At 73.9% G+C, this 23,813-nt stretch carries 17 protein-coding genes; 15 read left to right on the forward strand and 2 right to left on the reverse strand.

What is annotated here, in order from left to right; translation table 11 throughout:
• Positions 1–18 precede the first annotated feature (18 nt).
• From ACZ6O5_RS25405 to prfA, 8 genes are all read left to right on the forward strand, one after another.
• Positions 19–3,267: an efflux RND transporter permease subunit gene (locus ACZ6O5_RS25405; protein ID WP_465980247.1), complete on the forward strand. Its 3,249-nt coding sequence runs from the start codon at positions 19–21 to the stop codon at positions 3,265–3,267.
• Between the two features lie 134 nt (positions 3,268–3,401).
• Entirely contained in the window at positions 3,402–4,223 is an 822-nt protein-coding gene (locus tag ACZ6O5_RS25410; RefSeq protein ID WP_465980248.1) for a polysaccharide deacetylase family protein, read from the forward strand.
• A 9-nt stretch (positions 4,224–4,232) separates the two neighbouring features.
• On the forward strand, positions 4,233–5,465 hold the full coding sequence (locus ACZ6O5_RS25415; RefSeq protein WP_465980249.1) for an MFS transporter: 1,233 nt from the start codon (positions 4,233–4,235) through the stop codon (positions 5,463–5,465).
• A gap of 140 nt (positions 5,466–5,605) precedes the next feature.
• Complete coding sequence (thrB, locus tag ACZ6O5_RS25420; RefSeq protein WP_465980250.1) at positions 5,606–6,508, forward strand: homoserine kinase; 903 nt, start codon at positions 5,606–5,608, stop codon at positions 6,506–6,508.
• Positions 6,509–6,846: 338 nt separating this feature from the next.
• Entirely contained in the window at positions 6,847–9,078 is a 2,232-nt protein-coding gene (gene rho / locus ACZ6O5_RS25425) for a transcription termination factor Rho (RefSeq protein WP_465980251.1), read from the forward strand.
• A gap of 153 nt (positions 9,079–9,231) precedes the next feature.
• The gene (locus tag ACZ6O5_RS25430) at positions 9,232–12,699 is read left to right on the forward strand and encodes a phosphodiester glycosidase family protein (RefSeq protein WP_465980252.1); all 3,468 of its coding nucleotides are present in this window, start codon (positions 9,232–9,234) and stop codon (positions 12,697–12,699) included.
• Positions 12,700–12,947: 248 nt separating this feature from the next.
• Positions 12,948–13,172 carry a 50S ribosomal protein L31 gene (gene rpmE, locus ACZ6O5_RS25435; protein WP_073828674.1) on the forward strand — a complete coding sequence of 75 codons (225 nt, stop codon included), beginning with the start codon at positions 12,948–12,950 and terminating at the stop codon, positions 13,170–13,172.
• Between the two features lie 118 nt (positions 13,173–13,290).
• On the forward strand, positions 13,291–14,379 hold the full coding sequence (gene prfA, locus ACZ6O5_RS25440; RefSeq protein ID WP_465980253.1) for a peptide chain release factor 1: 1,089 nt from the start codon (positions 13,291–13,293) through the stop codon (positions 14,377–14,379).
• Between the two features lie 68 nt (positions 14,380–14,447).
• Here the strand turns inward: prfA and ACZ6O5_RS25445 are convergent, their stop codons facing one another.
• Positions 14,448–16,001 (reverse strand): GGDEF domain-containing protein, encoded by a 1,554-nt coding sequence (locus tag ACZ6O5_RS25445; protein WP_465980254.1) that lies wholly within the window; start codon positions 15,999–16,001, stop codon positions 14,448–14,450.
• A 73-nt stretch (positions 16,002–16,074) separates the two neighbouring features.
• On the opposite strand from ACZ6O5_RS25445, the gene prmC reads away from it, so the two are divergent.
• From prmC to ACZ6O5_RS25465, 4 genes are all read left to right on the forward strand, one after another.
• The gene (gene prmC, locus ACZ6O5_RS25450) at positions 16,075–17,022 is read left to right on the forward strand and encodes a peptide chain release factor N(5)-glutamine methyltransferase (RefSeq protein ID WP_465980255.1); all 948 of its coding nucleotides are present in this window, start codon (positions 16,075–16,077) and stop codon (positions 17,020–17,022) included.
• Positions 17,022–17,666 carry an L-threonylcarbamoyladenylate synthase gene (locus ACZ6O5_RS25455; RefSeq protein ID WP_465980256.1) on the forward strand — a complete coding sequence of 215 codons (645 nt, stop codon included), beginning with the start codon at positions 17,022–17,024 and terminating at the stop codon, positions 17,664–17,666. The genes prmC and ACZ6O5_RS25455 overlap by 1 nt, the downstream gene beginning before the upstream one ends.
• Positions 17,667–18,278: an arsenate reductase/protein-tyrosine-phosphatase family protein gene (locus ACZ6O5_RS25460; protein ID WP_431932709.1), complete on the forward strand. Its 612-nt coding sequence runs from the start codon at positions 17,667–17,669 to the stop codon at positions 18,276–18,278. It abuts the gene before it with no gap.
• A gap of 112 nt (positions 18,279–18,390) precedes the next feature.
• Positions 18,391–20,502 carry a transglycosylase domain-containing protein gene (locus tag ACZ6O5_RS25465; RefSeq protein WP_465980257.1) on the forward strand — a complete coding sequence of 704 codons (2,112 nt, stop codon included), beginning with the start codon at positions 18,391–18,393 and terminating at the stop codon, positions 20,500–20,502.
• A gap of 51 nt (positions 20,503–20,553) precedes the next feature.
• Here the strand turns inward: ACZ6O5_RS25465 and ACZ6O5_RS25470 are convergent, their stop codons facing one another.
• Complete coding sequence (locus ACZ6O5_RS25470) at positions 20,554–22,020, reverse strand: SDR family oxidoreductase (RefSeq protein WP_465980258.1); 1,467 nt, start codon at positions 22,018–22,020, stop codon at positions 20,554–20,556.
• Between the two features lie 87 nt (positions 22,021–22,107).
• On the opposite strand from ACZ6O5_RS25470, the gene ACZ6O5_RS25475 reads away from it, so the two are divergent.
• The 3 genes from ACZ6O5_RS25475 (at position 22,108) to atpB (ending at position 23,760) form a co-directional block, all read left to right on the forward strand.
• On the forward strand, positions 22,108–22,539 hold the full coding sequence (locus ACZ6O5_RS25475) for a hypothetical protein (protein ID WP_465980259.1): 432 nt from the start codon (positions 22,108–22,110) through the stop codon (positions 22,537–22,539).
• Between the two features lie 175 nt (positions 22,540–22,714).
• On the forward strand, positions 22,715–22,951 hold the full coding sequence (locus ACZ6O5_RS25480; protein ID WP_107157102.1) for an AtpZ/AtpI family protein: 237 nt from the start codon (positions 22,715–22,717) through the stop codon (positions 22,949–22,951).
• An 11-nt stretch (positions 22,952–22,962) separates the two neighbouring features.
• Positions 22,963–23,760 carry a F0F1 ATP synthase subunit A gene (atpB, locus tag ACZ6O5_RS25485; RefSeq protein WP_465980260.1) on the forward strand — a complete coding sequence of 266 codons (798 nt, stop codon included), beginning with the start codon at positions 22,963–22,965 and terminating at the stop codon, positions 23,758–23,760.
• Positions 23,761–23,813 lie beyond the last annotated feature (53 nt).

The following is a 23,813-nucleotide window of genomic DNA, read 5'->3' on the forward strand; positions in this document are numbered from 1 at the left end:
CAGGAGTGACCAACGCCCATGTCGTTGCTCGCCAGATTCAGTCTTGCCAACCGGGGCCTGATCGCCCTGATCGCGTTGGTGACCGCCGCGTTCGGCGCGTTCGCCGTGCCGTCGCTGAAGCAGCAGCTGCTGCCCTCGCTGGAATTCCCGGCGGCGTTCATCGTGGCGCCGTACCCGGGCGCCGCCCCCGAGATCGTCGAGTCCCAGGTCGCCGAGCCGATCGAGAACAGCCTCCAGGGCATTCCGGGGCTGGAGAAGGTCACCTCCACCTCGCGCGAGGGCGCGGCCACCGTCCAGGTGCAGTACGAGTTCGGCACCGACCTGGACGACGTGGTCAACAAGATGGAGACCGCGATCAACCGGGCCCAGCTCCCGGAGGGCGTCGACCCGCAGGTGATCGCCGGCAGCACCGACGACCTGCCCGCGGTGGTGGTCGCCGCGACCGGCGACGGCGACGAGCGGGCGCTGGCCGAGAAGCTGCGCGCCACCGTGGTGCCGGAGCTGGAGGGGCTGGACGGCGTCCGTTCGGTGAACGTGACCGGCGCCCGCGACCAGGTGGTGGCGATCACGCCCGACCCGGCGAAGCTGGCCGCCGCCCGGGTGGCCCCGACCGCCATCGCGTCGGCGCTCAAGTCGAACGGCGTGGCGGTGCCGGCCGGCGCGCTGGCCGACGGCGACCGGTCGCTGCCGGTGCAGGTCGGCACGCCGATCCGCACGGTGGACGACCTGCGGGGCATCGTGCTCACCACCGCGCCGGCCGCGCCGGTGCGGCTCGGTGACGTGGCGAGGGTGGAGCAGCAGCTCGCCCCGGCGACGTCGTTCACCCGCACCAACGGCAAGCCGAGCCTGGGCATCGCGGTGACCGCCAGCCCGGACGGCAACGCGGTCGGCATCTCGCACGACATCCGCGACCGGCTGGCCGAGTTGCAGACCGCCTCCGGCGCGGAGCTGACCGTCGTCTTCGACCAGGCCCCGTTCGTCGAGCGGTCCATCGAGAGTCTCACCACCGAGGGCCTGCTCGGCCTGCTGATGGCCGTGGTGGTGATCCTGGTGTTCCTGCTCTCGGTGCGGTCCACCGTGGTCACCGCGGTGTCCATCCCGCTGTCGGTGCTGGTCGCGCTGATCGTGCTCTGGGCCGGCGACTACTCGCTGAACCTGCTCACGCTCGGCGCGTTGACCATCGCGGTCGGCCGGGTGGTGGACGACTCCATCGTGGTGCTGGAGAACATCAAACGGCACCTGGAGTACGGCGAGGAGAAACGCGACGCGATCCTGGCCGCGGTCCGCGAGGTGGCCGGCGCGGTCACCGCCTCCACGCTGACCACGGTCGCCGTCTTCGCGCCGATCGCCCTGGTCGGCGGCTTCGTCGGGCAGCTCTTCGCGCCGTTCGCGATCACCGTGACGGTGGCCCTGCTCGCCTCGCTGCTGGTGTCGCTGACCGTGATCCCGGTGCTGGCGTACTGGTTCCTCCGGCCGCGCCGCGGCGCGGACGACGAGGCCGCCCGTCGCGCGGCCGAGGAGAAGGAGCTGCGCAGCCCGCTCCAGCGGGCGTACCTGCCGGTGATCGGCTTCGCCACCCGGTCGCGGAAGAGCCGGTGGGCCACCGTGGCGCTCGGTCTGCTGGTGCTGCTGGGCACGTTCGGCCTGGCGCAGAAGCTGGAGACCAACTTCCTGGACGACTCCGGCCAGGACACCCTGGCCATCCGGCAGGAGATGCCGGCCGGCACCGGGCTCACCGGCACCGACCGGGCCGCCGCCCGCGTCGAGGAGGTGCTGAAGCGTACGCCGGGCGTGGAGACCTACCAGGTCAGCGCCGGTGGCGGGGACAACCCGTGGGCCGGGGGCGGCGGCAGTGACAGCGCCTCCTGGTCGCTGGCGCTCTCCGGCGACACCGACGCCAAGTCGGTGCGGGAGACGCTGCGCAAGGAGTTCGACGCGCTCGGCCCGGAGGTCGGCGAGCTGACCTTCGGCGGCGGGCAGGACGCCTCGGCCAACCAGGTCGAGGTGGTGGTGCAGGCCGCCGACCAGGAGACGCTGACCCGGGCGGCGGAGGAGGTCCGGGCCGCGATGGCCGGTACCTCCGGCGTCGAGGACGTCACCACCGGCCTGGCCACCCGGATGCCCCGGGTCGAGGTGACCGTGGACCGGGTCGCCGCGGCCCGCGCGGGTCTCACCGAGGCGGCCGTCGGGCAGCTCGTCGCGCAGACGTACCGGGGGGTGCCGCTGGGCCAGGTCACGCTGGACGGCACGGCGCAGGACGTGGTGCTGAGCAACGGGGCGAAGCCGCCGCTGAGCGTGGCGGAGCTGCGGGCGCTGCGGGTGGGGCCGGTGACGTTGGACGCGATCGCCGACGTCAACCAGGTCGACGGGCCGCAGCAGGTGACCCGGATCGACGGCGAGCGCAGCGTCTCGGTGACCGGCACGGCCACCGGCTCGAACCTCGGCGCCACCACGTCTGAGCTCCAGAAGAAGCTGGACGCGCTGGACGTGCCGGGTGCCACGTACGTCATCGGCGGGGTGAGCGCCGACCAGGCGGACGCGTTCGCGGACCTCGGCCTGGCGGTGCTGGCCGCCATCGCGATCGTCTTCCTGATCATGGTGGCCACGTTCCGCAGCCTGACCCAGGCGCTGATCCTGCTGATCTCGGTGCCGTTCGCGGCGACCGGCGCGATCGCGCTGCTGCTGGCCACCGGGACGCCGCTGGGCGTGCCGGCGCTGATCGGCGTGCTCATGCTGGTCGGCATCGTGGTGACCAACGCGATCGTGCTGCTCGACCTGATCAACCAGTACCGGGCACAGGGCATGGGCGTCACCGAGGCGGTGGTCGAGGGCGGCCGGCGCCGGCTGCGACCGATTCTGATGACCGCGGTCGCCACCGTGTTCGCGCTGCTGCCGATGGCGTTCGGGCTGACCGGTGAGGGCGGGTTCATCTCGAAGCCGCTGGCGATCGTGGTGATCGGTGGTCTGCTCAGCTCGACGCTGCTGACGCTGGTGCTGGTGCCGACGCTCTACACCATGGTCGAGCGCACCAAGGGCTCGTTCCGGGACCGTCGGGACCGCCGCCGGGGCGTGCCGGGGCCGACCGGTTCCGGCACGCCGGTCGAGCCGGTCGAGACGCCGGCCCCGGCGCCGGTGACCGTGGGCGGCGGGGACGGCCCGCCCGAGCCGCCGGCCCGTCCGTCCGGGGCGCTGGTCGACGGCACCGACCAGTTCGAGGTGCTCCGGCTGCCGAAGAGCCGCCGTTCCCCTCTTCCCCCCACCGAGTGAAAGGAGGGGGCCCCGCTTAACGCCTTCTGCATAGGCGGGGCCCCCTCTCACACTTCCCGCACGCGGGGGCACGCCGAGACCCACCGGAGCGGTACGCTCGGTGAGCTGGTGCCTACTTTGGGTGCGGGGGCGCGATGGCGGACGGCAGGGGCCGGTGGGGTCGCCGAGTGCTGCTGCGCCGGTCGGCGCTGCTGCTCGGCGGTGCCGCGCTGGGTTCCGCCGCGACCCTGGAGAGCACGTGGGTGGCCGACCGCCGGCTGCCGCTGGCCGGCGGCCCGGCCAGCGCGACGCTCGGCAACCGCCGCCAGGACGTCGGCGGGGGCGGCGTGCAGGTGGTGTGGGGTGTCCGCACCGGTGAGCCGCTGGTGGCGCTGACGTTCGACGACGGGCCACGGCCACAGTGGACGCCGATGGTGCTGGACACCCTGGCCGAGCACCGGGTGCCGGCCACGTTCTTCCTGGTCGGTGAGCGGGCCCGCCGGCACGCCGCGCTGGTGCGCGGCCGGATGGGCGGCCACGAGGTGGGCAACCACAGTTGGGCGCACCACGACCTGGCCCGGATGGACGCCGCGGCGGTCCACGACGACCTGCGCCGCAGCCACGACGCGATCACCGCGGCCACCGGCACGGCGCCCCGGCTGCTCCGCCCGCCCTGGGGGCACCTGGGCGGGGCGGTGTTGTACGCGGCGGCCCAACTGGACTACCGGCTGGTGCTCTGGACACTCCAGATGGTGGAGAGCGAGTTCCCGCACGACCCGGCCGGGCACGCCCGGCGCATGGTGGCCGACGTGCGGCCCGGCACCATCCTGCTCGGCCACGACGTCGGCGACGAGCGGCGGCTGGTCGCGCTCCGCGGCCTGCCCGACATGATCGCCGGGCTGCGGGCCCGGGGCTATGCGTTCGTCACCGTTTCCGACCTGCTGCGTCGCACCACCGCCCCGGGAGCCGCCCGATAGGGTGCCGGCGTGTCACCCACCCTCGCGGTCCTCGTCCGCAACCGCGACTTCCGCAACCTGTTCCTCGCCGAGCTGGTGGTCTTCGGCGCCGACTGGTTCGTCATGGTGCCGCTGCTCGTGCTGCTGCCGGAGCTGACCGGCAGCGGGATCTGGGGCGCGCTGGTGCTGGCCGTGGACACCGGCACCACCGCCCTGCTGCTCCCGTACGCGGGCACCGTCGCCGACCGGTTCGACCGCCGCAAGGTGATGATGGCGGCCAATGTGGCCGCGTTCGCCGGCATCCTGCTGCTGCTCGGTGTGCGCGGCGCCGGGACCGCCTGGCTGGCGCTGCTGGCCATCGCGGTCGTGGCCGTGGCGAAGGCGTTCTACTCGCCGGCCGCCCAGGCCGCGCTGCCCAACGTGGTCGATCCGGTGGACCTCGCGGCGGCCAACGCGGTCGCCGGCTCGGCCTGGGGCACGATGGCGGTGGTCGGCGCCTCGCTCGGCGGCATCCTGAGCGCCGCCGCCGGCCCGTACGCCTGCTTCTGGGTGGCCGCGGCGGGCCTGGCCGGGGCGGCGGCGCTGGCCGCACTGATCCGGCGGCCCCTCCAGGCGCCCCGGGACCCGGCGGCGGGCGTGCCGCGTCCCTCGGCGGCGATCCGCGAGGCGCTCGGCTACATCGCCCGCCGGCCGCGCGTGCTCGCGCTGGTGACGGTGAAGTCGGCGGTCGGCCTGGGCAACGGCGTGCTGACCGTCTTCCCGCTGCTGGCCGGCGTGTACGGGGTCGGGGCGGTCGGCGCCGGTCTGCTGTTCGCCGCCCGCGGCGCCGGCGCGCTGGTCGGCCCGATCCTGATGCGCCGGGTGCTCAGCAACCGGGCCTGGCTGCTCACCGGCCTGGCGCTGTCCATGTCGACGTACGGCCTGGCCTACCTGGGGGCCTCGGCGGTGTCCTGGTTCCCGCTGGTGCTGGTGTTGGTCTTCCTGGCCCACCTGGGGGGCGGCAGCAACTGGGTGTTGTCCAACTACGCGCTCCAGGGCGAGGTGCCGGACCGGCTGCGCGGCCGGGTCTTCGCCACCGACATGATGCTCGCCACGCTGGCCATCGCGCTCAGCCAGCTGGTGGTGGCGCTGGTGGTGGACCGGGTGGACGAGCGCACCGTGCTGGCCGGCTGCGGCCTGGTCACCGTGGTCTACGCGATCGGCTGGCGGTTCGCCACCCGGCGCCTGTCGCTCACCGATCCGGCGCAGCCGCCGGCCGGTTGACCCGGGAGCGGGTGCTGCCGGCCGGCGTGATCCTGTCGTTTACGGCGGCGAGCGGGTGCGGCGGGACGGGCGGCCCGTCCGGCGGTCCCACGCTGCGGGCGGTCCGCCGCGGTGTCGGTGCCAGGCCCTAGCATGAGCCGGTGCCGACGACTTTCGCCTCCGGTCCGGTCCGGGTCCGGGTGCCCGCGACCAGCGCCAATCTCGGCCCCGGGTTCGACGCGCTCGGGCTGGCCCTCGGCCGGCACGACGACGTGACGGCCGAGGTGACCGGCGGCGGCGTCCGGGTGGTGGTCACCGGCGAGGGCGCCGGTGAGCTGCCGGCGGACGACCGGCACCTGGTGGTGACCGCCATGCGGGCCGCGTTCGACGTGCTGGGCGCGCAGCCCGCCGGCCTGGCGCTTGAGTGCGTCAACCGGATCCCGCAGGCCCGTGGTCTCGGGTCGTCCTCGGCGGCCATCGTGGCCGGGGTGCTGGCGGCCCGCGCGCTGGTGGTCGACGGCGGGCAGCGGCTGGACGACGAGGCCGCGCTGCGCCTGGCGGCGGAGCTGGAGGGGCATCCGGACAACGTGGCCCCGTGCCTGCTCGGCGGCTTCACGATCGCCTGGACGGAGCCGTCCGGCGCCCGGGCGGTCTCGCTGCCGGTGGCGTCCGCCGTCCGGCCCACCGTCTTCGTGCCGGCCGAGCGGGGCCTGACCGCGGCGGCCCGGGCCGCCCTGCCGGCCACCGTGCCGCACGCCGACGCCGCGGCCAACGCGGGCCGGGCCGCGCTGCTGGTGCACGCGCTGACCGCCGACCCGGCGCTGCTGCTGCCGGCCACCGTCGACCGCCTGCACCAGGAGCAGCGGGCCCCGGGGATGCCGGCCAGCGCCCGGCTGGTCGCCGCGCTGCGTGCGGCGGGTGTGGCTGCCGTGATCAGTGGGGCGGGCCCGACCGTGCTGGCACTCTCCGACGTGCCGGCGGGCTTCGAGCCGGGAACAGAATGGCGCCGGTGGGAGTTGCCGACAGATGTCAGCGGAGCCCGGGTTTTCCGGGGTACACTTTGACACGCCGAGCGGGACCCTGTTGCCGCAGGTCGGAAGAGTTGATTACCCTCTAGACCGAGCACAGCCGCGAAGCATGCGATCTTCCTGCGGTTCGGCGCACCCCCGAAGCTCTCGGCGGTCAGCCCGTCACCCCTGCCAAGGCCCACGCCGCACCGCAGTTTCCGCAGGTCGCCGCAGACGGCGAGACCTGCTCACCGAGGTTGGTGAGTCGGGAGACCGCCCTGCTGCTGTGTTACAGACTCCCGCGACGCGTCCATGCGAGGCGGGTGCACCGAGGCCGCCCGGCCACCTGGCTCCACGACCCCGGGCAGCCCCGGCCTATCGAGGGAAGGAATCCATTGAGCGACACCACCGACGTGACGTCGGATGTTTCCAACGTCGCTGGCGATGCCACCACCGCCGCCCCCACGCGCCGTCGGCGTAGCGGTACCGGCCTGTCGGCGATGCTGCTGCCGGAGCTCCAGAGCCTGGCCGCGTCGCTCGGCATCTCTGGTACGGCTCGCATGCGCAAGGGCGAGCTGATCAGTGCGATCACCGAGCGGCAGGGCGGCGCCGCCGCCGGTACCCCTCGACCGCGGGCCGAGGTTGCGGCCGCGGCGGCTCCCGCACGCGAGGAGGTGCACGCCGAGGTCCGTGAGGAGCGGGCCGAGGCCGGGCGTCGTCCCGCCGAGCAGGCGCCGGCCGCCGAGGCGACCGAGGGCCGCACCCGTGGCCGTCGTACCCGGGCCGCCACCGCGGCCACCGAGGCGCGTCCGGCCGAGGCACCCGCCGCGGAGGCGCCCGCCGAGATCGGCGAGCGGACCGAGCGGACCGAGCGGACCGAGCGCGGTGCTGAGCGGGCCGAGCGCGGTGCTGAGCGGGCCGAGCGCGGTGCTGAGCGGGCCGAGCGCGGCGGCGAGCGGGCCGAGCGCGGTGCCGAGCGGACCGAGGGCGGCGGCGGCGAGCGGGCCGAGCGCGACGAGCGTGCCGAAGGCCGGGGCCGCGACCGGGGTGAGCGCACCGACCGGGCCGAGCGGGGTGACCGCAACGATCGGGGCGAGCGTGCCGACCGGGGCGATCGCAACGACCGGGGCGACCGCAACGAGCGTGCCGACCGGGGTGACCGCAACGATCGGGGCGACCGCAACGATCGCAGTGACCGGGGCGAGCGTGCCGAGCGGGGCGACCGCAACGACCGGGGCGAGCGTGCCGAGCGGGGCGACCGCAACGACCGGGGCGAGCGTGCCGAGCGGAGCGATCGCAACGATCGGGGCGACCGCAGCGACCGGGGGCAGCGCGTCGAGCGGGACAACCGCGACAACCGCGACAACGACGACGACGACGAGAGCGGCGGCCGGCGGGGCCGGCGCAGCCGGTTCCGGGACCGTCGGCGGGGCCGCGGCGAGCGGGGCGAGAACGGCGACGGCGGTGCCGTCCGCGAGCCGCAGGTCGGCGAGGACGACGTGCTCGTCCCGGTGGCCGGCATCATCGACGTGCTCGACAACTACGCCTTCGTCCGGACCACCGGCTACCTGGCCGGCCCGAACGACGTGTACGTCTCGATGTCCCAGATCAAGAAGTACGGCCTGCGCCGCGGTGACGCCATCACCGGCGCGGTGCGGGCGGCCCGGGACGGCGAGCAGCGGCGCGACAAGTACAACCCGCTGGTCCGGCTGGACACCATCAACGGCATGGAGCCGGACGAGGCGAAGCGCCGGCCGGAGTTCTACAAGCTCACCCCGCTCTACCCGCAGGAGCGGCTGCGGCTGGAGACCGAGCCGCACATCCTGACCACCCGGGTCATCGACCTGGTCATGCCGATCGGCAAGGGTCAGCGGGCGCTCATCCAGTCGCCGCCCAAGGCGGGCAAGACGATGGTGCTGCAGGCGATCGCGAACGCGATCACCCGCAACAACCCGGAGTGCCACCTGATGGTGGTGCTGGTGGACGAACGGCCCGAAGAGGTCACCGACATGCAGCGGTCGATCAAGGGCGAGGTCATCGCGGCCACGTTCGACCGTCCGCCGCAGGACCACACCACGGTGGCCGAGCTGGCGATCGAGCGGGCGAAGCGCCTGGTCGAGCTGGGGCACGACGTGGTCGTGCTGCTCGACTCGGTGACCCGGCTGGGTCGGTCGTACAACCTGGCGGCGCCGGCCAGCGGCCGGATCATGTCGGGTGGTATCGACTCCACCGCGCTCTACCCGCCGAAGCGCTTCCTCGGCGCGGCCCGCAACATCGAGAACGGCGGCTCGCTGACCATCATCGCCACGGCGCTGGTGGAGACCGGGTCCATGGCGGACACGGTCATCTTCGAGGAGTTCAAGGGCACCGGCAACGCCGAGCTGAAGCTGGACCGGAAGATCGCCGACAAGCGCGTCTTCCCGGCGATCGACATCAACCCCACCGGTACGCGCAAGGAGGAGGTCCTGCTCGCGCCGGAGGAGTTGGCGATCATCCACAAGCTCCGCAAGGTGCTGCACTCGCTGGACTCGCAGGCCGCGCTCGACCTGCTGCTGGACCGGCTCAAGCAGTCCCGCACCAACATCGAGTTCCTGATGCAGATCGCGAAGTCCACTCCGGGCGAGTGACCTGACGGACCGACGACGAGGGGCACGGCCACCGGCCGTGCCCCTCGTTCGCGTACCGGGGCGGGCGGGCGACCCGCCGGCCTGCTGAAGTTTTTCTACGGTTCAGTCGCGAGGTATTGAAACTTCTGTTCAGAGTCGGGTTGACTGTCGTCCATGCGACTGCGCAGTCGATCCATCCGTTCCGCCGGCGTCCTGCTGCTGACGCCGCTGCTCACCCTCGCCGCGCCGATGCCGTCGGCCGCGGCGGCCACCCCGTCGACCACGGCGACCCCGACCACCGCGACCCCCACGGGCACGGCGGCCGAGGACGCGCCGGCGGCCTCCTCCCGACCCGAGTCGGCGGTCACGCTGGCCGCGGTGGAACCCGCCGGTGGCCTGGAGACCGCGAAGACGACCCGGCCGGTCGCGCCCGGTCTCGACCTGACCTCCTTCGACAGGTACGACGCCGCCGGCTGGCTGCGGGCCGACGCGCTCACCGCCGACCTGTCCGGCGGGCTGACCGTGGACTACGTCAACTCCGGCGCGGTCACCCGGGACGAGCCGCTGCGGGCGGCGGTGGACCGGTCCCGCGCCGTGGCGGCCGTCAACGGCGACTTCTTCGACATCAACAACTCCGGTGCCGCCCAGGGCGTCGGCATCCGTTCCGGCGAGCTGGTCCAGTCGCCGGTCACCGGGCACCCCAACGCGGTCGGCATCAGCGCCGGCGGCATCGGCCGGGTGGTCGAGGTCGGCTTCGAGGGCACCGCCGCGCTGCCCGCCGGCCCGGTGCCACTGACCCAGTTCAACAACATGGTGCAGCGCGACGGCGTGGGCGTGTTCACGCCGCTCTGGGGCGCGTACCCCCGGCAGCGTGCGGTGGACGGCGCGGCGCGGGTGGTCGAGGTGACGGTGACCGGCGGGCGGGTGGCCACGGTCGCCACCACGGCGGGGGAGGGGCCGATCCCCGCCGGCAGCACGGTGCTGCTCGGCCGGGAGGCCGGGGCGGACGCGCTCGCCGCGTTGCGTCCCGGCGACGCGGTGGACCTGTCCTGGCGTCCGCGCGCCTCCGACGGCGGCGACCTGCGCGCCGCGGTGGGCGGCGGGAACGTGCTGGTCCGGGACGGCGTGGTGCAGAGCATCGCCGACCAGTCGCTGGCCCCGCGTACGTCGGTCGGGTTCTCCGCCGACGGGCGTCGGATGATCATGCTGACGGTGGACGGCCGGCAGGTGGACAGCCGTGGTGTCACCCAGACCGAGATGGGCCGGATGATGGTCGAGCTGGGCGCCGCGAACGCGCTCAACCTCGACGGCGGCGGCTCCTCCACGCTGCTGGCCCGGGAGCCCGGCGCGGCGGCGGTCCAGGTGGAGAACAGCCCTTCCGACGGCAGCGAGCGGCCGGTGCCGAACGGGCTGGCCGTCTACGCGCCGAAGGGCAGCGGCCGGCTCACCGGGTACTGGCTGGAGACCGCGAGCGACCCGACCGCCGCGCCGGGCGTCGCCCCGGTCCGGGGCGGCCGGCCGGACCGGGTCTTCCCGGGCCTCACCCGCCGGCTCACCGCCGCCGGTCACGACGAGACGTACGGGCCGGCGGCCGGCGAGCCGCGCTGGCACGCCACCCACGGCCGGGTCGACGACGACGGGGTGTTCCGGGCCGGCAGCCCCGGCCGGAGCACCGTCACCGCCGCGCGTGGGCGGGCCCGGGGCACGCTCGACCTGACCGTGCTCGGCCCGCTGGCGCGCGTCGACGGCACCGTCGACCGGGTCGGCCTCGACGGGGCCGGCGACACCGGCCTGTTCGGCGTGGTCGGCTACGACGCCGAGGGCAACACCGCGCCGATCGAGCCGGCCGACCTGAAGCTGGAGTACGACCACGACCTGCTCTCCGTCACCCCCACCGCCGACGGCAACCTGTCCGTGACGGCGCTCGGTGGGTCCGGGTCGGCGCTGGTCACCGCCCGCGTCGGCGGGTACCGCACGGTGCTGCCGGTGACGGTCGGACTGACCGACGTGCCGGTGGCCGGCTTCGACGACGCCGCGTCCTGGCGGTTCAGCCAGGCCCGGGCCGCCGGCGCGGTCGCCCCGGCGGACGGGCACACCGGCGCCGGCCTGAAGATGTCGTACGACTTCAGCCAGTCCACCGGCACCCGGGCCGCGTACGCCGACCCGCCGGCCTGGATCGACGTGCCCGGCCAGCCGCAGGCGTTCGGCATGTGGATCAAGGCGAACGGCACCGGCGAGTGGCCGAGCCTGCACCTGCACGACGCGCAGGACACCCAGTTCGTGCTGCGCGGCCCGTACCTGGACTGGACCGGCTGGAAGTACGTCGAGTTCGCGGTGCCCCCCGGCGTGCAGTACCCGGTGCGGGTGCGCCGGTTCTACGTGGCCGAGACCGACCCGGCGAAGCAGTACCGCAGCGAGGTGGTCATCGACGACCTGGTGGCCCGGGTGCCGCCGGACGTGCAGGCGCCCGCGGAGCCGAACCGCACCGACCGGGTGGTGCTGCGCGACGGCACCGTCGACGGCGCGCCCTGGCGCTTCGCGGTGCTCTCCGACGCCCAGTTCGTCGCCGCCGACCCGGACAGCGAACTGGTCGCCCAGGCCCGCCGTACGCTGCGCGAGGTCCGCGCCGCCCGGCCGGACTTCCTGATCATCGACGGCGACTTCGTGGACACCGCGTACCCGGCGGACTTCGCGCTGGCCAAGCGGATCCTGGACGAGGAGCTGGGCGGTGAGGTGCCCTACCACTACGTGCCGGGCAACCACGAGATCATGGGCGCCCCGATCGACAACTTCCGCAGTGTGTTCGGGGACACCACGCGTGTCTTCGACCACCGGGGTACCCGGTTCCTCACCCTGAGCACGGCCAGCGGCTCGCTGCGCGGGGGCGGCTTCGACCAGGTGGAGCTGCTGCGCCGGACGCTTGACGAGGCGGCTGCCGATCGCGCCGTCGGCTCGGTGGCGGTGCTGTTCCACCACCCGCCGCGCGACCCGGGCCCGGTCAAGGCCAGCCAGCTCGGGGACCGGAAGGAGGCCGCGCTCGTCGAGCAGTGGCTGGCCGACTTCCAGCACCGGACCGGCAAGGGCGCGTTGATGGTCAACGGGCACGTCGGCACGTTCCACGCCGACCGGGTGGACGGCGTTCCGTACGTGATCAACGGGAACGCGGGCAAGGACCCGTCCACCCCGGCCGGGCAGGGCGGTTTCACCGGCTGGACCGAGTTCGGGGTGGACCCGGTCACCGCACGGGAGGCGGAGCGGGCCCGCCGCGACCCGCTCGCCGAGGGGCCGGAGTGGGTGGCCGCGGAGACGCACGCCCACGTCGACCGGCTCGCGCTGGACGCGCCGGCCCAGGTGCGCCTCGGCGCCCCCGCGGCCGTCGTCGCCACGCTCACCCAGCCCGGCGGCCGGCAGGTGCCGGTGGGGCCGCCGGTGAGCGCCGACTGGGCGGGCTCGCCCAACCTGCACGTCGGCGACGCGACCGGGGTACGCCCGTGGCACGTGGCCCGGTTCGACCCGTCGACCGGTCAGCTCACCACGCTGCGTGCCGGCGCACGGATCCTGCTCACGGTCACCGTCAACGGCGTCCGCGCCGAGGCCACGGTGACCACCACCGCGGCGGCGCAGGCGCGCCCCGCCGCGTAGGTCCCCCGGCTGGGCTCCTCGTCCTGGGGGAGGAGCCCAGCCGGCGGGGCGCGCGCATGCCCCGGCGGTGGGCGGGAATGCGGGGAGGTGGTCGGGCGTTGTGGCGGGCGGACCTGCTGTGCCGGCCGGCCGACGCCCATGGCACACTGGTCAATCGGCCACCGGTTCCGGTTCACGCCCGAGCCCGTCACCACGACGGGGCACACCGACGGCGACCCGGCGACCACCCACGAAAGGACCGAGGCGACATGAAGCCCAACATCCACCCGGAGTACGCGACCACCGAGGTCCGCTGCTCCTGCGGCAACACGTTCACGACCCGCAGCACCGCCAAGGGCGGCGCCATCAGCGTCGAGACCTGCAGCGCCTGCCACCCGTTCTACACCGGTAAGCAGCGCGTGCTGGACACCGCCGGTCGGGTCGCGAAGTTCCAGCAGAAGTACGCCAAGGTTCAGGCCAAGAAGGCCAAGTAGCTCCGTCGACGACGCCCGTGTCCGGCCCCGTGCCGGACACGGGCGTTCGTCCGTTTTCCGCCGGTGTCGGGTCGTCCCGTCGTCGAGTCGTCCTGTCGTCCGAAGGAGCATCCGCAGCATGAGCAGTGAGCGCCTGGCCGCCCTCCTCGACGAGTACGCCGAACTGGAGAAGCGGCTGGCCGACCCGGCCATCCACGCCGACCAGGGCACCGCCCGGCGGGTCGGCCGGCGGTACGCCGAGCTGGTGCCGCTGCACAAGGCGGCCGGCGAGCTGGAGCAGACCCGGGCCGACCTGGTCGCCGCGCGTGAACTGGCCGCCGAGGACCCGGCGTTCGCCGCCGAGGCGGACACCATCGCGGCCACCCTGCCGGCGCTCGAGGAACGGCTCGCCGAACTGCTCATCCCGCGTGACCCGCACGACGCGAAGGACGTGATCGTCGAGATCAAGGCCGGCGAGGGCGGTGAGGAGTCGGCGTTGTTCGCCGGTGACCTGCTGCGGATGTACACCAGGTACGCCGAGCGCCGGGGCTGGACCACCGAGGTGATCGACGCCCAGGACTCCGACCTCGGCGGTGTGAAGGACGTCTCGCTGGCGATCAAGACCAAGGGCGTGCCCGAGGGTGGCAACGGTGTCTGGTCCCGGCTCAAGTGGGAGGGCGGCGTGCACCGGGTGCAGCGCGTCCCGGTGACCGAGTCGCAGGGCCGGATCCACACTAGCGCGGCCGGCGTACTGGTGCTGCCCGAGGCGGAGGACGTGGACGTCACCATCGACGCGAACGAGCTGCGGATCGACGTGTTCCGCTCGTCCGGGCCCGGCGGCCAGTCGGTCAACACCACCGACTCGGCGGTCCGGATCACCCACGTCCCGACCGGCATCGTGGTGTCCTGCCAGAACGAGAAGTCGCAGCTCCAGAACCGCGAGCAGGCGATGCGGATCCTGCGCGCCCGGCTGCTCGCCGCGGCCCAGGAGCAGGCCGACGCCGCCGCCTCGGACGCCCGCAAGGCGCAGGTGCGCACCGTGGACCGGTCGGAGCGGATCCGCACCTACAACTTCCCGCAGAACCGGATCACCGACCACCGGATCGGCTACACCGCGTACAACCTCGACCTGGCGCTGGCCGGCGAACTGGACGGGGTGCTCGACGCGCTGACCGAGGCGGACCGCGCGGCCCGGCTGGCCGGCGAGACCGAACTGTCCCGCCGCTGAGGGAGCGCTGTTAAAAGGGGGCCCTGCCTATACCGGAGGCGTTAACAGGGGGCCCTTCCTTACCCGCCTCAGCTGGCGCGGAGGCGGTCCTTCGCGCGCAGCATCTCCCGGTCGGCCAGCTCGAACGCGGCGCCCAACGCCTCCCGGACGCTGATCGTGGTGCTGCCGTCGACCTCCGCGAACCCGATGGTGACCCCGACCGGGGTGCCCGGGACCAGGGTGTCCCAGTCCTCGGTGCGTACGGCCGCCTCGATCCGGCGGGCCACCTCGACCGCCTCCGGCATGACGGTGTCGGGGAGCACCACGACGAACTCGTCGCCGCCGTATCGGGCCACGAAGTCGCCCCGCCGCATCACCCGGTTGATCACGCCGGCCACCCGTTGCAGCACCAGGTCGCCGGAGTGGTGGCCGTGCCGCGTGTTGACCGCCTTGAACCCGTCGAGGTCGCAGACGCCGATCACCACCCGCTCGCCCCGGGACACCACCGCGCCGAGGTAACGCTCCAGCCGGCGTCGGTTGGGCAGGCCGGTGAGCGGGTCGGTGAGCGCCTCGCCCTCGTACCGGGCGGCCTCGCGGCGCATCTCCTCGTGGTCGATCCGGGCGGCGATGCCGTCGATGTAGACGTCGCGCAGGCGGTCGCTGCGCCGGGCGGCCAGCCGGAACGCGTGCCGGTCGGCACGGTGCGCGCCGGCGTGGTCGCCGGCCCGGGCCAGCGCGATGCTGCGCAGCCGGGGCGGCTCGGCCGCGCCGAGCGTCTCGTCGGAGGCCCGGACCGTGTCCAGCCGGGTGACCGCCTCGATCGGCCGGCCGGCGGCGACCGCCAGGCAGACCTGACCGAGCTGGCGCAGGTCGCGGGCGCGGGCGCTGTCCCCGCCGTGGCCGAGCAGGCGGTTCGGGTCGGCGTCCCCGGCGGACTCCACCCGGTCGCCGAGCGCGGCGCGACGGGCGGCGGCGTAGCCGTAGGCGGTGAGGCTGCTGGGCCGCAGGTTGGCGGCCTGCCCACCGCGCAGGAACCGGGCCAGGTCACCGGCCACGTCGCGCAGCACCCGCAGGCAGCCGTCGCTGTCGCCGTTGTGGTCCAGGGCCACCGCGTTGCGCAGTCGGATCCCCGGCGCGGCGAACGTCTCCTCCGGAATGCCCGCGCTCAGTCCGACCTCGCGGGCGCGTTCGATCGCGCCGAGCGCGTGGCCGTGGAAGCTGAGGTACGAGTACGCCATCGCCAGGTCGTGCCAGCCCCAGGCGGTGTCCCGGTCCGGCGTGTCGTCGGCGCCGAGCGCGCGGGCGGCCCGGACCAGGTGCATCACGCAGCGGTCGAGCGCGCCCTGGTGGTGGGCGGCGAGCGCGGCCAGCGCGTTGAGGTGCCCGTGCAGGTAGGGCTCGGCCAGGTCACGCACGGCGGCCGAGGCGTCCTCGACGGCTCTGGTGAACTCGGCGGTCCGACCGAGATTGATCAGCGCGGACAGGCGTTGCACGAGCGCGTCGGCGCGGGCGTACGGGTCGTCGGTGGTGCGGATCACGCGTTCGAGCAGCACGCACGCCTCGGCGGAACGGCTCGCCTCCTGCAACGCCCGGGCACGTCGGAGGGCGTCAACCTGGTCCTCGACCTGGTCGAGCCAGCCCACTCGCGACCTCCCTGACGTGTGCGCCCGGACGCACCCGCTCGTGTGGCGACCCGCGACGCTTCATGATTATTGCGTGAGCACACTCCCGCAACACCCGTCCGAAGGGACAGAACGCGAACGGGTCTCGCCGCTGATCGCCCGGGCGGCCCGGACACTGGCCGCCGCCGGCGTGGCGGCGCCGCGGGCGGAGGCCGAGCAGTTGGCCGCGTACGTGCTGGGGGTGCCGCGCGGTCGGCTGGCGCTGGCCGACGGGTTCACCGCGGTCCAACGTGACCGCCTGGCCGCGCTGCTCGACCGGCGGGTGGCCCGGGAGCCGTTGCAGCACCTCACCGGCGCGGCCGGTTTCCGGCACCTGGAGCTGGCGGTCGGACCGGGGGTGTTCGTGCCCCGCCCGGAGACCGAACTGCTCGCCGGCTGGGGGGTCGAGGTGGCCCGGCGGCTCGCCGCGCCGCTCGTGGTCGACCTGTGCAGCGGCTCCGGCGCGATCGCGCTCGCGGTCGCCCAGGAGGTGCCGGCGGCCCGGGTGGTGGCGGTGGAACGCTCCCCGGCCGCGCTGGCCTGGCTGCGGCGCAACGCGGCCGGGCGGGCCGACGCGGGGGACCGGCCGGTCGAGGTGGTGGTCGCCGACGTCACCGACCCGGAGCTGCTGGCGGAGCTGGCCGGCCGCGTCGACGTGCTGCTGTGCAACCCGCCGTACGTGCCGCGCGCGGTGACCGTGCCGCCGGAGGTGGCCGGCCACGACCCGGACGAGGCGGTGTTCGGCGGCGCGGACGGGCTGGACGTGATCCGGCCGGTGGTGGCCCGCGCCGCGACGCTGCTGCGTCCGGGCGGGGTGATCGGCGTCGAGCACGACGACACGCACGCCACGGCGGTGCCGGCCCTGCTCGCCGCCGACGGCCGGTACGAGCACGTGGCGGAGCATCGGGACCTGGCCGGGCGGCCCCGCTGGGCGACCGCGTCCCGGCGGGCGGACGGCCGACACGCCGACCCCGGCGCGGCGTGGCAGACTGACTCCTCGTGATGCTCTACGACTGTCGGTCGCCTGCCGACCGGGACCGCGGCATCGCCGCTGCCATCGAGGCCGTCAAGAACGGGGAACTCGTCGTCCTGCCGACCGACACGGTCTACGGCATCGGGGCGGACGCGTTCACGCCGTACGCGGTGAAGGCTCTGGCGGACACCAAGGGTGGCACCCGGCAGGCGCCGCCGGTGCTGATCGGCTCCCGGCACACCCTCGACGGCCTGGTCTTCTCGCTGCCCCAGGTGGCCCGCGACCTGGTCGAGGCGTTCTGGCCGGGCGCGTTGACGATCGTGGTGGAGCACTCGCCGAGCCTGGCCTGGGACCTCGGCGACACCAGCGGCACGGTGGCGGTGCGGATGCCGCTGCACCCGGTCGCCCTGGAGGTGCTGCGGGAGACCGGTCCGATGGCGGTCGCCTCGGCCAACAAGGTCGGCCAGCCCGCCGCACTGACCGCCGAGGAGGCCCGCGACCAGCTCGGTTACGGCGTCCGGGCGTACCTGGAGGCCGGGCCGGCGGTGGACCCGGTGCCGAGCACCATCGTCGACCTGACCGGCGAGGTGCCGCGGGTGCTGCGCCAGGGCGCGGTGTCGGTGGCGAAGCTGCGCGAGGTGGCGCCGGAGCTCCTCGACGAGCGGGGGTTCTGAGTGCCGCCCTTCACCGTCCTGCACGTCTGCATGGGCAACATCTGCCGGTCGCCGATGGCCGAGCGGCTGCTGCTGCTCGCCGTGCGGGAGCGGCTGGCCCGGCTCGACGTCGATCCGGCCGGCTCGGACGCGCTGGTGCACAGCCACAGCGCCGGCACCGGCGGCTGGCACGCCGGCGAGGAGATGAACCCGCCGGCCGCGCGACAGGTGACCGCCCGCGGTGGTGACGTGGCCGGGTTCGCCGCGCGGCGGTTGCGCTCGGATCTGATCGACGCCGCCGACCTGGTGCTCACCGCCACCGCCGACCAGCAGGAGTACGTGGTGGCGCTGCGGCCGGACGCCGCCGGGCGCACGTTCGTGCTGGGCGAGTTCGGCCGGCTGCTGGGTGGGCTGGACCGGTCCGCTCTGCCGCCCGCCGGGCCGACGCCGGAGGCGGTGCACGCCCGGGGGATGGCGCTGGTGGCCGCCGCCGACGCGGCCCGCCAGGGCGACCCGGCGTTGTCCACCGACGACCTGGACGACCCGTGGGGCCGGGGCGACCAGTGTTTCAGCCGGGTGGCCGACGAGATCGAGGAGACGGTCCAGCCGCTGGCCGCCGCGTTGCTCCCCTGAGGTTCATCCTTTCTCGCGAACTTCCTGCGCATTTCGTCGAAGGTGCCGGCGAAAACGGCAAATCCGGTCATTCTTGACGGGTCCGTACGGCCGGCTCCTGCGGGGAGAGCTGATGAACCGCGCCCATCTCGACAAGCTGTTCACCGTGCTGCTCGCCGGCGTGCTCGCCGGACTGGCCCTGGCCGCCGCCGCGCTGCCGGCCGCGCTGGTCTTCGGGCTGGGCGTGAAGAACCTGATGCCGTACACCGAGCTGCCGGAGGCGCTCCGGGCGCCGCAACCGGCGCAACGCGCCAACCTGTACGCCAACGACGGCCGCACGCTGATCACCTCGTTCTACGTCGAGGACCGGGTGGACGTGCCGGTCGGCGACGTGGCGCCGGTGATGCGGGACGCCATCGTGGCCGCCGAGGACGTGCGCTTCTACGAGCACCACGGCGTCGACGTGCGAGGCGTGCTGCGGGCGTTGACGGCCAACCGCACGGAGGGCACCCGGCAGGGCGCCTCCACGCTGACCATGCAGTACGTGCGCAACGCGCTGGCCGGTGACCCCCGGCTGACCGAGGCGCAGCGAACCGCGGCCACCGAGATCACCGCCGGCCGCAAGATCCGCGAGATGCGGTACGCGCTGACGCTGGAACGCCAGGTCGGCAAGGACGAGATCCTCGGGCGCTACCTGAACATCGCGTACTTCGGCGCCGGGGCGTACGGCATCGCCGCCGCCAGCAAGCGCTACTTCTCCACCACCCCGGACCGGCTCACGCTCGCCCAGGCCGCGCTGCTCGCCGGGCTGGTGCGGGCCCCGGACCACGACGACCCGATCAACGGCGACGCCGGGGCCGCGCTGGACCGCCGGGCGTACGTGCTGGACCGGATGGTGGAGACCGGTCGGATGAACGCGGCGGAGGCGACCGCGGCCAAGGACACCGAACTGGCCCTCAGGCCCAGCGCCACCCCGAACGACTGCGCCGCGGTGCCCGCCGGCCACAACGACTGGGGTTTCTTCTGCGACTGGTTCACCCAGTGGTGGAACGCCCAGCCGGCGTTCGGCAAGACCGTCGACGAACGGCAGCGCACGCTGCGCCGGGGCGGCTGGTCGATCGTCTCCTCGCTCGACCCGGACGTGCAGGCCAAGGCGAGCGAGCAGGTACGGACGATCTATCCGGAGACGATCGCGCGGGCCGCGCCGACCGCGGTGGTGCAGCCCGGCACCGGACGGGTGCTGGCCATGGCGGTCAACCGCGGCTACGGCGTGGGCGACAACCCGGCCGGGCAGCAGAACTACCCGAACACGGTCAACCAGCTCGTGGCCGGGGGCGGCGACATCACCGGCTACCAGGCCGGCTCCACGTTCAAGCTGTTCGCGCTGCTGGCCGCGCTGGAGTCCGGGCTGCCGCTGGACACCGAGTTCGACGCCCCCCGGGTGTACGTCACGAAGTACCCGGTCTCCGGTGGCCCGGCCAGTTGCGGCGGCCGGTGGTGCCCGGCGAACGCCAACACGTACTGGATGGACGGCGACCGTGACATGTGGGACGCGTTCGGCCGCTCGGTGAACACCTACTTCGCCTGGCTGACCGAGCGGGTCGGCGCGGACCGGGTGGTCGAGATGGCCCAGCGGCTGGGCATCGTGTTCCGCGCGCCGCAGGACGCGAAGATGGCCCGGGACGGGGCGGCGAACTGGGGACCGTTCACTCTCGGCGTCTCCGCCACCACGCCGCTCGACCTGGCCAACGCGTACGCCACGGTGGCCGCCGAGGGGACCTGGTGCCGGCCCACCCCGGTCGTCTCCATCACGGACGCGACCGGCCGGCGGGTGGCCGCCGGGGACGCCGACTGCCGGCAGGTGCTGGACACCGAGGTGGCCCGCGCGGCGGCCGACGCCAGCCGCTGCCCGGTGGGCGACCAGTCGATGTACCGCAGGTGTGCCGGCGGCACGGCCGAGGAACTGGCCCCGGGTCTGCGCCGCCCGTTGGCCGGCAAGACCGGCAGTTCGGAGCGGAACGCGACGGAGACCGTGGTCGCGTTCACCCCGCAGCTCGCGGTGGCCACCATCGCCGCGAACCCGGACGACCCGCGCGACGCGGTCGGCGGCGGCGTGCAGAAGCGGCAGATCGCCGCCGTCGGCCGCGTCCTCGCCTGGGCCCTGCGCGACCAGCCCGTCCGCGACTTCGTCCCCCCGGGCGAGGCAGTCGCCTTCCGCCACACCACCCCCCGCACCGGCAACTGACGTGTAAGGCAGGGCCCCTTATTAACGCCTGGCGATAACAAGGGGCCCCGCCTAACCGGTGGGGTGTTCGGCGTTGCGGGCGATGTTGCGGGCCATGCCGCCGAAGACGACGGCGTGGAACGGGGCGACCGAGGCCCAGTAGAGGTGGCCGGGCAGGCCGTGCGGGAGGAAGACGGCGCGCTGGACGTACCGGCTGTGGCCGCCCTCGGCCGGCTCGGCGCGCATCTCCAGCCAGGCCCGGCCGGGCAGCCGCATCTCGGCGCGCAGCCGCAGCAATTCGCCCGGGACGATCTCCTCCACCCGCCAGAAGTCCAGCGCCTCGCCGACCTGGAGCCGGTGCGGGTCGCGCCGGCCACGGCGCAGCCCCACGCCGCCGACCAGCCGGTCCAGCCAGCCGCGCACGGACCAGGCCAGCGGGAACGAGTACCAGCCGTGCTCGCCGCCGACACCCTCGATGACCCGCCACAGCGCCGCCGGTGGGGCGTCCACCGCCTGTTCCCGCAGGTCGGTGTAGGCGGTGCCGCCGGACCAGTCCGGGTCCGAGGGCAGCGGCTCGGCCGGCGCGTCCGGCCCGCTCGCGGTCGACCAGCGCGTCTCCACCGCCGCGTCGCGCACCTTGGCCAGCGCCAGGTCGACCGCCTGGTCGAAGCCGGTCAGCCCGTCGGGCGGGTCGGGCACGTACCGGGCGATGTCGTGCTCGTGCGCCACCGCCTCGTGGATCAGGCTCTCCACCAGCGGCCGGGCGATCGCGTTCGGCACCGGGGTGATCAGACCGACCCAGTGCGAGGAGAGCCCGGGGGTGAGCGGGCGCACCGGCAGGATGATCCGGGGCCGCAGCCCGGCCACCCGGGCGTAGCGCTGCATCATCTGCGCGAACGTCAGCACGTCCGGCCCGGCGATGTCGAAGCCACGGTTCACCTCGGGCGGCAGGTGGGCGCAGCCGGCCAGGTAGCGCAGCACGTCCCGGACCGCGATCGGCTGGATCCGGTTGCGTACCCAGCGCGGGGTGACCATCGCCGGCAGCCGCTCGGTCAGGTAGCGCAGCATCTCGAACGAGGCCGAACCGGAGCCGATGATCACCGCGGCCCGGAGCACCGCGGTCGGCACGCCGCTGTCGAGCAGGATGCGGGCCACCTCCGCCCGGGAGCGCAGGTGCGCCGAGGGCAGGCCGTCCCCTTCCGCCGGCTCCGGCCCTCCGAGGTAGACGATCCGGCGTACGCCCGCGGCGCGTGCCGCCTCCGCGAAGTTCGTCGCCGCCTCCCGGTCGGCCGCCTCGAAGCCACGCTGGCCGAGCGAGTGGACCAGGTAGTACGCGACGTCCACGCCCTCGAACGCGGCCGGCAGCGTCTCCGGCCGGCGCAGGTCGCCCTCGACGATCTCCGCGTCGGCGGCCCAGGGCACGTCGCGCAGCCGCCCGGCCTTGCGGGCCAGGCAGCGCACGGTGTGCCCCTCGGTCAGGAGGCGGGGCGCGAGGCGCCCGCCGATGTAGCCGGTGGCACCGGTGACGAGGCATCTCACGGGCTCCAGTGTGCGGCTCCGTAGACTCCTTCGCTGTGGAGAACGCGAGGGAGCGGCAGATGACCACGGTGTTCCCGGCGTACCCCCGTGGCTGAGTCGGGGACGCGCGCGGCGGAGGCGGTCGCGGACCGTGGGTGGCGACTGCGTCACCTGCCCGTCCTGCTGGCCGCGGTGGCCGTGCTGGCCGCGGTGGCGGCGGTGGCCGGCGGGATGTGGCGCGGCGCGGACGGCGCGCTCGGCGCAGCCGGCGGGGTGGCCGTCACGGCGGCCAGCTACTCGCTCACCACCGTGGTGCTGGCCTGGGCCGACGCCCGCGACCCGCAGCTCGTGCTGCCGTTCGGGCTGGGCCTCTACGTGGCCAAGATGACCGCGCTCGGCGGCGTGCTGGTGCTTGTCGCCTCCACCGGCTGGCCAGGGCTGATCCCGTTCTGCCTGGGCCTCGCGGCGGGCGTGGTGATCTGGACCGGCGTGCACATCTGGTGGCTCGCCACCGTCCACGCGCGACGGGTCGCGCGCTGACCCCGTCCCATCCTTCGGACGACGCGCCACAGCGTCCGCGATCGGTCATTCTCTCAGTGGCGCGGGAGGAGTACGGTGCCTCCAGACGACTTCGCCCGCCCGTGTCCCACACAACCAGGTTGTGCGGGGGGTGAGGCACAACCTCTTCTGCCTTGCTGATATCGTTCGCCCCGTCATGGCCGGTGACCAGAAACCCCCCAACGCTGGCGGCTCGGGCGACGTTCCGTCCGGTGCCGGTCAGGGTTGGACCGCGCTCTCATACCTCATCGGGGGCATGCTCGTCTGGGGTTTCGTCGGCTGGCTGGTCGACCGTTGGCTCGATACCGGCGGCGTCGCCACCGGCATCGGGGTCGTGCTCGGCATGGCCGGGGGCATCATCCTGGTCGTCCGCCGGCTGGGCACGCCTACTTAGGAAGGGACGCGGTGTTCGGACAGGCGAACGTCCTGGCTCAGGGCCAGGCGGAATTCCCACCGAGCGTGGGGGACTTCTACCTGCCCAGCATCCTGCCCTGGGGTGCGGAGAACTCGTACTGGTTCACCAAGATCACGGCGATGGTGTGGGTCGCCGTCGGCATCTTGATCATCTTCTTCCTGGTCAGCTACCGGAAGCCGCAGCTCGTCCCCACCAAGAAGCAGTGGTTCGCCGAGTCGATCTACGGCTTCGTCCGCAACAACATCGCGGTGGACATGATCGGGCATGCGGGGGTGCGGTTCGCGCCGTACTTCACCACGCTCTTCTGCTTCATCCTGCTGACGAACTTCTTCGCGATCGTGCCGTTCTTCCAGATCTCGCCGAACTCGCACATCGCGTTCCCGGCCTTCCTCGCCGTGATCAGCTACCTGATGTTCAACTACGTCGGCATCCGGCACCACGGCTTCGTGAAGTACTTCAAGAACTCCCTGGTCCCGCCGGCGCCCTGGTTCATCCTGCCGCTGCTGATCCCGATCGAGCTCTTCTCGACCTTCATCGTCCGGCCGTTCTCGCTCGCCGTCCGTCTCTTCGCGAACATGTTCGCCGGCCACATGCTCCTACTGGTCTTCACGCTCGGCGGCTTCGCCATGATCAGCGCCAACGCCTGGCTCGCGCCGGTGTCGGTGCTGTCCTGGACGATGACGATCGCGCTGACCTTCCTCGAGTTCCTGGTGATCTGTCTGCAGGCGTACGTCTTCACGGTGCTGACCGCCAGCTACGTGCAGGGCGCGCTCGCCGACGAGCACTGATCCGATCTTTCGCACCAACCGTTGTCGTCCCGCGTGAGAGTCACGCGTGATAA

It is taken from the genome of Micromonospora sp. NPDC049201, from assembly GCF_055586805.1.

What these genes read in the sequence shown, in the direction of transcription:
- prfA (WP_465980253.1), top strand. Translation starts at nt 13,291, where the DNA reads ATGAGCAGTGAGCGCCTGGCCGCCCTCCTCGACGAGTACGCCGAACTG.
- ACZ6O5_RS25410 (WP_465980248.1), top strand. Translation starts at nt 3,402, where the DNA reads ATGGCGGACGGCAGGGGCCGGTGGGGTCGCCGAGTGCTGCTGCGCCGG.
- ACZ6O5_RS25465 (WP_465980257.1), top strand. Translation starts at nt 18,391, where the DNA reads ATGAACCGCGCCCATCTCGACAAGCTGTTCACCGTGCTGCTCGCCGGC.
- ACZ6O5_RS25480 (WP_107157102.1), top strand. Translation starts at nt 22,715, where the DNA reads ATGGCCGGTGACCAGAAACCCCCCAACGCTGGCGGCTCGGGCGACGTT.
- ACZ6O5_RS25455 (WP_465980256.1), top strand. Translation starts at nt 17,022, where the DNA reads ATGCTCTACGACTGTCGGTCGCCTGCCGACCGGGACCGCGGCATCGCC.
- rpmE (WP_073828674.1), top strand. Translation starts at nt 12,948, where the DNA reads ATGAAGCCCAACATCCACCCGGAGTACGCGACCACCGAGGTCCGCTGC.
- ACZ6O5_RS25430 (WP_465980252.1), top strand. Translation starts at nt 9,232, where the DNA reads ATGCGACTGCGCAGTCGATCCATCCGTTCCGCCGGCGTCCTGCTGCTG.
- ACZ6O5_RS25405 (WP_465980247.1), top strand. Translation starts at nt 19, where the DNA reads ATGTCGTTGCTCGCCAGATTCAGTCTTGCCAACCGGGGCCTGATCGCC.